This is a genomic window from Aurantimonas sp. A3-2-R12, assembly GCF_036016755.1.
GTDB classification, from domain to species: Bacteria; Pseudomonadota; Alphaproteobacteria; order Rhizobiales; family Rhizobiaceae; genus Aurantimonas; species Aurantimonas coralicida_A.
Genome location: NZ_JAYXIH010000065.1, coordinates 1 through 12131, shown reverse-complemented (window position 1 = coordinate 12131; position 12131 = coordinate 1). Strand labels below are relative to the sequence as shown.

The following is a 12131-nucleotide window of genomic DNA, read 5'->3' as shown; positions in this document are numbered from 1 at the left end:
TCTCTGGCGTGCAGTCGGCAACATCTGCGACCTGTTCGAGCCCGAAGAATGTTGGAACTACCTCAAGGCCGCTGGCTATGTTGCAGATTAATCGCCTGACGCTCTAGCCGCAAACGCAGAGGCGCGGCAATTGTTGTCCCGTCCCGCGCCGCCTATGGCGCGTCCCGGCCGTGGCGCTGTACACGCCCGCCGAGGCCGTCTGGCGTTGTTACCGCTTGCCACAAGCCGTAGATGGCGTGGCCAGCCTCGCGCCGACGCCGGAACTGCGTCCCCAAAAAACCAAAGGGCCACCTTCCGGCGGCCCAGCGGCACGTCTTGTCAGGTGGGCTGACTCAGCTGACGTAAGCGGCCCGATCCGCATTCGTCTCCAGCAACGCAGCCCTCAGCTTCTCCAGCGCCCGCGTCTCGATCTGCCGCACCCGCTCCTTGGAAATTCCGAGCTTGAGGCCGAGCGCTTCCAGCGTGGCACCATCATCCTGCAGGCGGCGCTCGCGAATAATCTTCAACTCACGGTCGGACAGGACATTCAGGGCGCTGTTCAGCCAGGTGACGCGGCGCTCGTCGTCGATCGAGTCGGAAACCATTTGATCGGGCAGGGGGTCGTTGGACACCAGGAAGTCCTGCCGATCGGCGCTGCCCGACTCGTCCTCCATCAACGGCGCGTTGAGTGAGGAATCCGGCCCGGAGAGGCGGGAATCCATCAAGGCCACGTCGCCTTCCGAAACCTTCAGCGCCGTCGCGATCTCGCGGTACATGGCCACGCCAGTCAGGCTCTCGGAGCCTTGGCTCAACCGTGCGCGCAACCGGCGAAGGTTGAAGAAGAGCGCCTTTTGCGCCGACGAGGTGCCGCCACGGACGATCGACCAGTTGCGCAGGATGTAGTCCTGGATCGAGGCGCGGATCCACCATGTGGCATAGGTCGAAAACCGGACCTCGCGTTCTGGCTCGAAGCGCGCGGCCGCCTCCAGGAGGCCGACATGGCCTTCCTGGATGAGGTCGCTCATGGCGAGTCCGAAGTGCCGAAATTTCGAGGCCATGGAGATGACCAGCCGCATGTGGGCGGACGTAATCTTGTGAAGCGCTTCCTGATCGTGCTGCTCTTTCCAGCGGACGGCGAGATCGTACTCTTCCTCCCGTTGGAGGTAGGGCGCGGACATCGCTGCGCGGATCAAGGTGCGGCCAGCGGATTGGGATTTCATTTTTTACCCTCCAGTCAAGCTTTCGAGGCTCTTGAGCCTGTTGCGCGAAGCTGTTTGGGAATCCGCGCCTGGTCTGTGCAAAACGCACATCACCCGCAAACGTTCCCGGAGGGGAAAACTTTTTAGGGGAATGTAGAGGGGAAAGGTCTTAGGGCAAGATCAGGCGCGATCCGAGGTCGCAAATCATGATGAGCCTCAATCCATCATGCGCAATCGGGCGGTCGCTGACAAGCCGCCATCACGAAAATCTTCCTTCCGGGCGACAACGGACCACGCAGCAGGCTTGTCGAAGGCGCGTGCCCAGCCGCGGGAACGAATGAGGCCGGCCCTCTGTTNATCACGAAAATCTTCCTTCCGGGCGACAACGGACCACGCAGCAGGCTTGTCGAAGGCGCGTGCCCAGCCGCGGGAACGAATGAGGCCGGCCCTCTGTTCGAGCGGCCGGCCTCATTGGATGTCGGACAGGAGCTTGACGGCGCAACTTTCGTTGCGCCGAGATCAGGCCAATCGATCGCGTGTCAGGCGGCTTTTACCTGTTCGGTCTCACTGTTGTCGGTCGCCGGCGTGGCCGCGGTGGCCTCTCCATTGGCGTCGGAAACGGCCTCGTTCGCTTCGGCTTCTGCTTCGGCTTCTGCTTCCGCCTTGCTGAGACGCTTCGGACCCTTGTTGAGGTTGGTCTCGATCAGGCGAACCGCTTCCGTCTCGGACACCTCGTTGACGGCGGCGAGTTCGCGCGCCATTCGGCCGAGCGCAGCCTCGTAGAGCTGGCGTTCGGAGTAGGACTGCTCCGGCTGGCTCTCCGCGCGGTAAAGATCACGCACCACTTCGGCGATCTGAATCAAATCGCCGGAATTGATCTTCGCATCGTATTCTTGGGCACGACGGCTCCACATGGTCTTCTTGACCCGGGCGCGTCCCTGCACGACCTTCAGCGAACGCTCGACGAAATCCGTTTCGGAGAGTTTGCGCATGCCCACAGACTCGGCCTTGGCGACCGGCACCTTCAGGCGCATCTTGTCTTTCTCGAAGTCGATGACGAACAGCTCGAGCTTCATGCCCGCGACTTCCTGCTCCTCGATTGCGACGATCTGGCCCACGCCGTGAGCCGGATAGACGATGCTCTCGCCGGTCTTGAAGCCCTGGCGGGTTAATGTCTTCTTCTGACTGCTCATACGCTTTTTATAACTCCCTGTTGTGCCTGGCCACGCCAGCGGCTAGACACGGGTGACGACGCTGGCGCCGCCGATTGCACGGGTCCTTCGGAAACCGATCGGACCGCAGTCGTTGGGTTCAGGTCGTTCGCATCCTCACGGGTTCCGCGCAAACCATCCGGTGTTGCGCAGCCGTGGTGTTCAAGAGGATGAGGGAGCGACCTTTCGGAAAGACCCACGGGGCGAGATGGCGTGACCTCGCGGCCACAACGCCCGACTGTTTTTCCACACTACACTGTTCTGGCGAAAAATTCAAGGTTTTTGGGCGTTTAAGCGTTCTTCGTGCGGCGCAGCATCGCGACCGCCTGCGAATCAGGCGAATCGTTCCGCCGCCCATGACCGGCCGTGGTCTCCTGTGCCCCAAGCGCCCCGTATCTGGGAGGGCCGTTTCCGTCAGCGGTAGGGGACATCCCGTGGCATGTCAGGTCGCGGGCAGGTCTCCACTGGCCATGTCGACACCTATACGAAAGTGAAGATAATCGGCGTTGAACTCGCCGATCCGTGCCAGGGCCGGCCAGTTCTTGATCACCATGCGTGAGCGCTCGCGCTCGATCAGCCCTTTGAGTTTGAGTTCCTGCAGCACGCGATTGACCGTCACGACGGTCAGGCCAAGCGCGTCGGCCAGTTCATGCTGGGTCAGCGGAATACGGTAGACGTTTTCGGGTGACAGCCCCACGGATCGCAACCGCATCGCGAGTTCGCATAGAAGATGTGCCGTACGGCTTGTGCCAGACAGGCGACCCAGTCCCACGATCCATTCACGGAAGATCGCGCCGTCGATCAACGTCTCAAGCCATAGCGCCGCCGCGATGTTCGGATGTGACACGCACAGCGACCAGACGGCCTCATGCGATACGAAGCCGATCAGCGATCGCGTTGTCGCCGCGAAGCTGTGGTCCATGATGTTGATATGCAGGCTGTGGAGGTCGGGAATGTCCCCCGGGACGTGAAACGCAATGATCTGCCGCTTGCCCTCGAAGGTGTGGCGATAACGGTGCGTAAAACCGTCGATCAGGATGCAGCATTGCGTGACGTGCTGACCTTCGCTGACGATATCGACCCCCGCACCCACCTCCCTGACCAGGATTGGCAGCCGGGCCAGCGCCTCCCGGTCATCGTCATTGAGATCGGCCACTAGATCGAGGCGCCGTATCAGAACCCTCTGTGCCGCATCCGCCAATGGTCGATTCTCCCCGCAACACTGCGAACCTCTGCGTCGGCCGTGCCTTCGCAGCCTGTGGCGCCATAGCTAGCACGTCGGTCCGGCGCAGGGCCGACAAACATCGTAGCCGTGACGGCGAGGCCGCCTCACAGCCGATCGAGCGCCCGTTCGGCCAGGCGCTGCCAGTAGCTTGCGCCGAATGCGATCGCCGTGTCGGCGAAATCGTAGGCGGGATTGTGGAGGCTGGCGCTGTTGCCGTTGCCGATGAACACATAGGCCCCCGGCTTTTCCTCCAGCATGTAGGAGAAATCCTCGCCGGCCATCATCGGCTCAGCGTCGGCATTGACATTGTCCGCGCCGACGATCTCTCGGGCGATATCGGCGCAGAAATCCGCCTCCGCCGAATCATTCACCGTAATCGGGTAATTGCGATCGTAGGCAATCGCGGCGGTGGCGCCGTGCGCGGCACAAATGCCGCCCGCGATCTCGTGGATGCGCTGCTCGGCGAAATCTCTCAGGCCCTTTTCGAGCGCACGCACCGTGCCGGACACGATCGCCGTGTCTGGTATGATGTTGTGGGCGAAGCCGGCGTGAAACTGCGTCACCGAAACGACCATCGATTTCAACGGGTCGGCGTTGCGGGCGGCGATCGCCTGGAGCCCCTGCACAAGTGCTGCGCCGATGAGAATCGGGTCGATCGTGCGATGGGGCAGGGCGGCGTGTCCGCCGCGCCCCTCGATCGTGATGACGAATTCGTCGGTCGAGGCCATGGTCGCGCCATGGCGCATGCCGAACTGGCCGACCGGCATCCCCGGCAGATTGTGCATGCCGTAGATCTTGGCGATCGGAAAACGCCGGAAGAGACCGTCGTCGATCATCGCCTTGCCGCCGGCCCCGCCTTCCTCGGCGGGCTGGAAGATCACCGCCACCGTGCCGTCGAAGGCGCGCGTCTCGCAGAGGCTGCGGGTCGCGCCCAGAAGCATCGCCATGTGGCCGTCATGACCGCAGGCGTGCATGGCCCCGGGGGTCTGGGATGCATATTCGAGGCCGGTTTCCTCCACGATCGGCAGCGCGTCCATGTCGGCCCTCAGCCCGATCATCGGGCCACCGGCGCCGCCGCGGCCATGCACCAGCGCGACGACGCCGGTCTTGCCGATCCCGGTCACGACCTCGTCGCAGCCGAACGCGCGCAGCTTCCCGGCGACGAAATCCGCCGTCTCGAACACGTCGTAGAGAATTTCCGGCCGGGCGTGGAGATGCTGGCGCCATCCCGCGATCTCGGTCTGCGTTTCGGCAATTCGGTTATTGACAGGCATCGATACTTTCCGGTTTTCCTGATGCAGGCTAGAATCCTGGCGCATTCATCGGCGGCAACTGTAACACGCCATGCTTGCGTCACAGCTTGGAGCTAAGCGCCCCGTTGAATCGTTCAGGTTCAGCAAAGTGCGCAGACTGACCGCAATCAATGAAGGAATCCAGCGTGAAGACGCTTGCCTCCCGTCATTTTCAATTTTTGACCGCGGCCTGCCTCGCTGTGGCGTTGCTCGGCGTGATGCCGATCGCGGGCCGCGATTCGCGCGCGATGGCCGCCGAAGATACCGCGCAGCCGATGGCGTCGATCGTCGTCGATGTCGAGACCGGGAAAGTGCTGTCACAGGATCGCGCGACCGAGCGCCGTTATCCCGCTTCGACGACCAAGCTGATGACCGCCTACCTCGCGCTGAAAGCGCTGCGCGACGAGCGCGCGGCGCTGGACACGCCGGTGGTCATGACCCGCCGCGCGGCGGCTGAGCCGCCCAGCAAGATGGGCTATCAGCCCGGCTCGGTCATCCGACTCGACAACGCCTTGCGCATGATGCTGGTCAAGTCGGCAAACGACGTCGCCTACGCCATCGGGCAGACGATCGGCGACGGATCGATGGAAAATTTCGTCGCCATGATGAACGACACGGCGAAGCGGCTCGGGATGCTGGATACGCGTTTCATCAATCCCAACGGCCTGCCCGGCGACGGGCAATATTCCAGCGCCAAGGACTTGGCCATTCTCGGCGTCGCCATTCGCCGGGAGTTCCCTGCGTTCTCGGACTTTTTCAACACCGAGGCGATTTCCAACGGCAAGAGGGTCATGAACAACGGCAACAAGCTACTCGGCCGCTTCGACGGGGCCGACGGCATGAAGACCGGCTATATCTGCGCATCCGGGTTCAATCTGGTGTCGTCGGCGACACGCGGCGCTAGCACGCTCGTCGCCGTCGTCATCGGCGCCAACGGCACCATCGAGCGTGAACGTAACGCCGCCGAGATCCTGGAGGCCGGTTTCAAGGCCGATCTCGCGAAAATCGACACCACTATCGACGAATTGCCGACAGCGAGTGGCGAACCGCTCGATGTCAGCGGCTACATCTGTTCGTCCAAGGGCCGCTCGGCCCGCGCCAACGAGCGGGTCGAGGAAAAGGAGCGCGAGGAGACCTACGGCTCACCGTATCTTCACGAGATGAATCGTTCGCCCGTTGCGCTTCAGGTCGGTCTTGGCGGAGCAGCCGGCAACGCCATCGCCGAGCCGGGCATCTCCTTGATATCGGCCTATGGCATCCCGCTGCCCACGCCACGGCCCAGTCGGTCGGAGGATGTCGCCTTAACGTTGCCCGAATCCGTAAACGCCCTTGTGCCGCCCGTCGTGGCCGCCGATGTCGGCGTCTTCGATCAGGTGGTGGGCGGTGACGAGAACGAACCACCGCCCCTGGACGCGGCGCCCGCCGAAGCCGCGGACATGACCGTGTCGATCGATCCCGGCCCGGTGGGCGGCAAAACCTCGCGGTTCGGAATTTACCGTGACGATCCGGCAACCGGCCTGGCGCGTCAGCCGGCGGCGCTCCGTTGATGCATTCGTCTTGACCGCCTCGGTTTTCGACAAGGCGCGGCGACCGATCCGGCTGACCATCCTCACCGGGTTTCTCGGGTCCGGCAAGACGACGCTGCTCAACCGTCTGCTTCGCGAGACGGCCGTGACCAATACGGCTGTCGTCGTCAACGAGTTCGGCGAGGCCGGGATCGACCAGCTCCTCGTCGAGACGGCGTCGAGCGACGGGGTCATCGAATTATCGGATGGCTGCCTTTGCTGCAGCGTGCGCGGCGAACTCGTCGAAACCCTCATCACGCTGGCGACGCGCCCGCGCCCCAGCGGTGATTCGGCGCTGGAGCGGGTGATCATCGAGACCACCGGTCTCGCCGACCCGGTTCCCATCCTCGCCTCGCTGATGACCCATCCGGGCCTTTTGGAAACCTATGCGCTGGACGGGGTCGTCGCGGTGGTCGACCGGCTGGCCGGCGCCCGGAACCTGGCCGAGCGGGAAGAGGCACAGCGGCAAGTGGCGGTCGCCGACCGAATTGTCCTCACCAAGTCCGATCTGGCGTCGGAGACCGGAGCCGAGTCCCCGGACGCGACTATCGCCGCGCTGAATTCGCGTGCGCCGGTCATCGACGCGGGCGACGGGCGCGCGCTGGCGTCGCGCCTGCTCAATTGCGGCGTCTACGATCCAGCTTCTGGCACCGCCGATCCCTACCGATGGCTGGGCCTGGAATCCGGCGCCGAACTTCGCCCTTCGGCAGCCCGCGACGATGCTCACGGCGCCGATGATAGCGCCTTCCCACATCATCACCACGGGCACGACCACCACGGCGCGGTGCGCTCGTTCTCGATCGTGTGCCGCGAACCGGTGGCCTGGGACTCCATCGACGGGTTTCTCGATCTTCTGCGCGCGACCCAGGGCCAGCGCATCCTGCGCATGAAAGCGCTGGTTTATACGCGCGAATACCCGGAGCGCCCGGTCGTGCTGCACGGCGTGCAGGGCTATTTGCACCCGCCCGCGCAGCTTCCCGCGTGGCCGGCCGGCGCGAACCGGGAAACGCGGATCGTCCTGATCGGCGAAGCGCTTCCAGAAACCTATGTCCGTGATCTCTTCGCTGCCTTCACAGGCGGGGTTCGTACTGATGCGCCCGACCGGGCCGCCCTCGAAGCCAACCCGCTGGCGGTGCCGGGACATCGCTTCCGCTGACCGGATCGCTTCCGGCGGCACGCCTGCCGCCTTGCTTGCCCAAGGGAGTCCTCCATGAGTACCGTCTCGATCGATCCCCAGACCATCGTCGATTTCTGGCGCGAGGCCGGTCCGGAGCGATGGTTCGGCAAGGACGCCGAATTCGACGAGACCATCCTGCGGCGCTTCGGCGACATCTACGAACAGGCGGTCCGCGGCGAACTCCAGGCGTGGCGGAGCGATCCGACGGGAGCGCTGGCGCTCGTGATCCTCCTCGACCAGTTTCCTCGCAACATGTTCCGGAACACGCCAAAAGCCTTCGCGACGGACGACCAGGCGCTGGAAATCGCCCGAGAGGCACTCGCCCGCGGCGACCATCGAACGGTCGCGGAGGACGTGAACCAGTTTCTCGCCATGCCGATGATGCATTCGGAGATTCTGGCGGATCAGGATGCTTGCGTCGCGTGGATGGGTGAGATCGGCGACGAGAGCAATGTCGCTTTCGCCAGGGAACATCGCGACATCATCGCCCGGTTCGGACGTTTTCCCCACCGCAACCTAATTCTCGGTCGGGAATCGAGCGAATCCGAACGGCAATTTCTCGCGGATGGCGGGTTCGCCGGGTAAATTCCCCCGCCAGCCCTTAGCGGCGACTGATTCTTAAGGCTATGGCGCTAATCCTTTGCAGGAGAACCGATCGGATTCGTGCGTGAGAAGCGCAAATCGCGTCGAATGACTGCATTTGGATCATCGAGTTATGGCAGCCAAGCCTCTAGTCGACGAGTTGTTCGTTCCGCCTCTGGCCGCTCCCGAGATTGCGCTGGCCGGCGGAGCTGAGCTCGTCCACGATCCGGAGCGCGACATCGCCGTTTCGCGCGGCGATACTATCCGCCACTTCTCCATCTATGCCCCGATGGCCGCGTTCGGTCTGGTCGAGGAACTGTCGCATCTGTCCCGCCGGGCGATCGAGCCGAACGTCTTCTTCGATCCGCAGTTTCTCGTGCCGGCCATGCCGCGACTCGACGAACGCAAGGTCCGGCTCATGGTGGTTCGCGACGAAGCCGGCTCTCGCAGCAGGTTAAGGCTTTTGATGCCGTTTTCGCTGGAACGGTCGGCGTCCGTCGGCGGGCCCGCGACGATCCGCGCCTGGACGCATCCGTTCGGTCCGCTGGGCACGCTGCCCGTCGATGGCGACGATCCGGCCGACACGCTGGCGAGCTTTCTCGAAACCATCGCAAGGCCTGAATTCGCCCTGCCCGATGTCCTCGTCCTGCCGGATGTCCGCATCGATGGAGCGATGGCGACGACCCTTCTGGCGGTAGCGAAGGAACGCGGCTTGCCGGCCACCTGCGTCAACGGTTTTACGCGTGCGGCGCTGCTCAAGGACGCCGACGGCGAACCTCACAACCTGTCGGCTCTTTCGGGCCGGCGCCGGCGCGAACTCGCACGTCAGCGCCGTCTGCTCGAAGCCACCGGTCAGGTCAGTTTCGACGTCGCCCGCACGAAGGCGGATGTCCAACTGGCGCTGGAGGATTTTTTCGTTCTGGAGGCCAGCGGCTGGAAGGGCCGGCAGCGCAGTGCCCTGATCACGGACCGCTATCGCGCGGCTTTCGCCCGCGAAGCGGTCAATGCTCTGGCCGCCGACGGACGGGTGCGCGTCTTCACGCTCAAAGTGGGGACGCGGACGGTGGCCAGCCTTGTCGCCTTCGTTGATCGTGGCGAAGCCTACACCTGGAAAAGCGCTTATGACGAGGCCTTCGCTGCCGCCTCGCCGGGGCAGCAGATCGTTGCCGAAGCGACCCGCGCCTTGCTGGCGGATCCAGCCGTCAAGCGCGCCGATTCCTGCGCCATGCCGGACCATTTCGTCATGAATCGATTCTGGTCCGACCGGATCGAGATCGCGACCATCGTTCTCGGGCTGAATCCGAATGGCGCGCGGCGCGTCGAAGCGGCGGCGAAAGGCCTTTCGTCGATGCGCCGCTCGCGCAACTTCGCCCGCCTGATGCGCGAGCGGCTGCGGGCCATGCTGTCCTTTTCATAGAGGGGCCTATCCCGCGCGGCAGGCGTCGTGGAAATTTGTGCTTTCCGACGTCTCCAACCCGGCTTCCTGCTTCGCCTGTTCCCGAAACACCCGGCGGACGATCTTGCCGCTCGTCGTCAGCGGCATCTCGCCGACGAAGGCGACTTCGCGCGGATATTCATGGGCCGACAGCCGCTCGCGCACGAAGCGCTGGACCGAGGCCGCGAGTGCGGCATCCGGCGCAAATCCGTCGGCTGGCACGACATAGGCCTTGACGATTTCGGTGCGCATCGCGTCCGGCTTGCCGACGACGGCGGCAAGGGCAACCCCCGGATGGGTCATCAGGCAATCCTCGATCTCGCCCGGACCGATCCGATAGCCCGCCGAGGTGATGACGTCGTCGTCGCGCCCGAAGAAGGTGACATAGCCGTCGTCGTCCATGACGCCCTGGTCGCCGGTCGTCAGCCAGTCGCCGGAAAACTTTGACGCCGTCGCCGTCGGGTCCAGCCAATAGCCGAGAAACATCACCGGATCGGGCGCCTTGATCCCGATCGTCCCGGTCTTGCCGCGTGCCACCTCGCGCCCGTCCGGATCGAGAATGGCGACGCGGTGGCCGGGCACGGGCTTGCCGATCGCGCCGGCGCGCGACACGCCATAAGCCGCCGACGATCCGAGTACCATGTTGCATTCGGTCTGGCCGTAGAACTCGTTCACCGTCAGCCCTAGCGCCTCCTGCGCCCACAGGAACGTGTCGCGCGGCAGCGACTCGCCGGCCGAGCCGATGGTGCGAAGGTCGAGGCCGGCGACCGCGTCCGGGCTGGCGGCGCCCTTCATCATGCGCAGCGCCGTCGCGGGCAGGAAGGCGTTGCGGACCTTCTGCCGCGCCATCAGCGCGAAGGCCTCTCCGGCCTCGAACCGCGCCATGGTGAAAACGACCGGCACGCCGAGGAAAAGCGAAGGCAAGAGCGCGTTGAGCAGACCGCCGGCCCAGGCCCAGTCCGACGGCGTCCACAGACGGTCTCCGGGTTTGGGAAAGCCTTCATGGTGGAAGCGCATGCCCGGCAGATGCCCGAGCAGCACGCGATGGCCGTGCAGTGCGCCCTTCGGCGGCCCGGTGGTGCCGGAGGTGAAGATGATCATCGACGGATCGTCTGGCGTCGTGTCGGCGGTCGCGGCGTCCAGGCCTGCTTGGGCTTCAAGCTCGGCAAAGTCGAGAACGCCGGGCTTTTCCGTCCCGACCGCGACGATCTCGGCGAGATCCGGCAGCGGCCTATCGATAGCGGCAAGCGTGGCAAGCCCGGCGGTGTCGGTCACCACCATGCGCGCGCCCGATGCCTGCAGGCGAAAGCCGAGCGCCTCCGGTCCGAAACGTAGCGCCAGCGGCACGGCGATGGCGCCGAGGCGATAGACCGCCAGATGCGCGATCGCCGCCTCGAAGCTTTGCGGCAGCACGATCGCGACCCGGTCGCCGCGCCCAACGCCCCGCGCCGCGAAACCGGCCGCCAGCCGCACGGAGCGACGCGAAAGTTCAGTATAGGTCAGCGTTTGCGCCGCGTCACCGCCCCGGTCCTCGATCAGGCAGATCCGGTCCGGCTCGCGCGCCGCCCAGACATCGGAGCAGGCCGCCGCGATGTTGAAGCGGTCCGGCAGATTCCAGCGGAAGCTGGCATAAAGATCAGCATAGGATGATGATGTGGTCATGTCGTCCAGAACAGCGCCGGAACATTGGTGCCCTGGCCGGAATCGAACTTATGGCATATCAATTTGATTTACTTGATAAATATGCAGTGCGGATAACGCCAGGTACCCGCAAAATTACCCAATCTAAAATCATACCGGCGGTTCGATTCCGTTTTCCACAGGAAATTGGATTGCATGATACAGCCCGTGCTATCGTCCCGCCACCTCGCGCATCCGGCCTTATCGGCCATCACCGGCCTCTTCCTCCGGCCTCCACGATACGGGATCTTCGATCCAGCGATCGATGTCGGATTCCCGCCATCCGGCGCCGTTGATGCTGATCCTGAGCTGCACGGGGAACGTACTCTCAGCGATCTTTCGATAGATGGTGGAGCGGGACAGGCCCGTCCGGGCGAGGACGGTATTCAGGCGGACGATACGGTCTGGCGCGGGCATGGATGCGATGCCTCCGGCTGGCGGTTTCTGACGGCTCTTTGTCCAGTCAGGACAGGCCCTTGCCGGGGCGCAAGAGGGTCCGGGGAATCGTCGCGGCGCCGGATGGAAACGGCGGCACATAGGACGGTTCTCATATCCCGATCCCCCTTCCTCTCCCGAGGTCGAGACCGTGAGAGAGGGCGAGGGCCGCACCGAGTCGGCGGCCAGCCTCCGTGTCGATGCCGAGCGCGGCCTTGCGGTTGGCGAGCAGGGATTCAAGTTGCGGATCGCGTTCGAGGCTCTTGGCCATGTCGCCCATTGCCGACCGGGTGGCCTTGTAGTCCGCCATGTCGCCCGCCTGGTATTGGCGCTGACTGGTGCGGTCGAGCT

General features: G+C 64.2%; 11 protein-coding genes. 4 read left to right on the top strand and 7 right to left on the bottom strand.

The features are described from left to right. Positions 1 to 332: 332 nt before the first annotated feature. From VSX60_RS20785 to VSX60_RS20770, 4 genes are all read right to left on the bottom strand, one after another. Positions 333 to 1199 carry an RNA polymerase factor sigma-32 gene (locus tag VSX60_RS20785; RefSeq protein WP_327626164.1) on the bottom strand — a complete coding sequence of 289 codons (867 nt, stop codon included), beginning with the start codon at positions 1197 to 1199 and terminating at the stop codon, positions 333 to 335. A 518-nt stretch (positions 1200 to 1717) separates the two neighbouring features. Then, a complete protein-coding gene (locus tag VSX60_RS20780) occupies positions 1718 to 2371 on the bottom strand; it encodes a CarD family transcriptional regulator (protein ID WP_327626163.1) in 654 nt (217 codons plus the stop codon). Between the two features lie 460 nt (positions 2372 to 2831). Beyond that, positions 2832 to 3545: a Crp/Fnr family transcriptional regulator gene (locus VSX60_RS20775; protein ID WP_327626162.1), complete on the bottom strand. Its 714-nt coding sequence runs from the start codon at positions 3543 to 3545 to the stop codon at positions 2832 to 2834. A gap of 173 nt (positions 3546 to 3718) precedes the next feature. Further along, positions 3719 to 4888, bottom strand: a complete 1170-nt coding sequence (locus VSX60_RS20770; RefSeq protein WP_327626161.1) for a M20 aminoacylase family protein — start codon at positions 4886 to 4888, stop codon at positions 3719 to 3721. A gap of 164 nt (positions 4889 to 5052) precedes the next feature. Here VSX60_RS20770 and VSX60_RS20765 point away from each other — a divergent pair, with 164 nt between their 5' ends. The 4 genes from VSX60_RS20765 (at position 5053) to VSX60_RS20750 (ending at position 9647) form a co-directional block, all read left to right on the top strand. Further along, positions 5053 to 6453 (top strand): D-alanyl-D-alanine carboxypeptidase family protein, encoded by a 1401-nt coding sequence (locus VSX60_RS20765; protein ID WP_327626160.1) that lies wholly within the window; start codon positions 5053 to 5055, stop codon positions 6451 to 6453. 10 nt (positions 6454 to 6463) lie between these two features. Further along, positions 6464 to 7627, top strand: a complete 1164-nt coding sequence (locus VSX60_RS20760; RefSeq protein WP_327626165.1) for a CobW family GTP-binding protein — start codon at positions 6464 to 6466, stop codon at positions 7625 to 7627. 54 nt (positions 7628 to 7681) lie between these two features. Continuing rightward, complete coding sequence (locus tag VSX60_RS20755; protein WP_327626159.1) at positions 7682 to 8233, top strand: DUF924 family protein; 552 nt, start codon at positions 7682 to 7684, stop codon at positions 8231 to 8233. Positions 8234 to 8363: 130 nt separating this feature from the next. Continuing rightward, positions 8364 to 9647, top strand: a complete 1284-nt coding sequence (locus tag VSX60_RS20750; protein ID WP_327626158.1) for a GNAT family N-acetyltransferase — start codon at positions 8364 to 8366, stop codon at positions 9645 to 9647. A gap of 6 nt (positions 9648 to 9653) precedes the next feature. On the opposite strand, the gene VSX60_RS20745 is transcribed toward VSX60_RS20750, so the two are convergent. The 3 genes from VSX60_RS20745 to VSX60_RS20735 form a co-directional block, all read right to left on the bottom strand. After that, a complete protein-coding gene (locus tag VSX60_RS20745; protein WP_327626157.1) occupies positions 9654 to 11327 on the bottom strand; it encodes an AMP-binding protein in 1674 nt (557 codons plus the stop codon). 219 nt (positions 11328 to 11546) lie between these two features. Beyond that, positions 11547 to 11762, bottom strand: coding sequence for a helix-turn-helix transcriptional regulator (locus tag VSX60_RS20740; RefSeq protein WP_327626156.1), 216 nt, complete (start codon positions 11760 to 11762; stop codon positions 11547 to 11549). A gap of 130 nt (positions 11763 to 11892) precedes the next feature. After that, a partial coding sequence (locus tag VSX60_RS20735; RefSeq protein ID WP_327626155.1) for a hypothetical protein occupies positions 11893 to 12131 on the bottom strand: 239 nt, incomplete at its 5' end.

Bases quoted from the DNA above. Each gene is read 5' to 3' on its own strand.
- VSX60_RS20785 (WP_327626164.1), bottom strand. From the start codon at position 1,199: ATGAAATCCCAATCCGCTGGCCGCACCTTGATCCGCGCAGCGATGTCC.
- VSX60_RS20780 (WP_327626163.1), bottom strand. From the start codon at position 2,371: ATGAGCAGTCAGAAGAAGACATTAACCCGCCAGGGCTTCAAGACCGGC.
- VSX60_RS20770 (WP_327626161.1), bottom strand. From the start codon at position 4,888: ATGCCTGTCAATAACCGAATTGCCGAAACGCAGACCGAGATCGCGGGA.
- VSX60_RS20755 (WP_327626159.1), top strand. From the start codon at position 7,682: ATGAGTACCGTCTCGATCGATCCCCAGACCATCGTCGATTTCTGGCGC.
- VSX60_RS20750 (WP_327626158.1), top strand. From the start codon at position 8,364: ATGGCAGCCAAGCCTCTAGTCGACGAGTTGTTCGTTCCGCCTCTGGCC.
- VSX60_RS20745 (WP_327626157.1), bottom strand. From the start codon at position 11,327: ATGACCACATCATCATCCTATGCTGATCTTTATGCCAGCTTCCGCTGG.
- VSX60_RS20740 (WP_327626156.1), bottom strand. From the start codon at position 11,762: ATGCCCGCGCCAGACCGTATCGTCCGCCTGAATACCGTCCTCGCCCGG.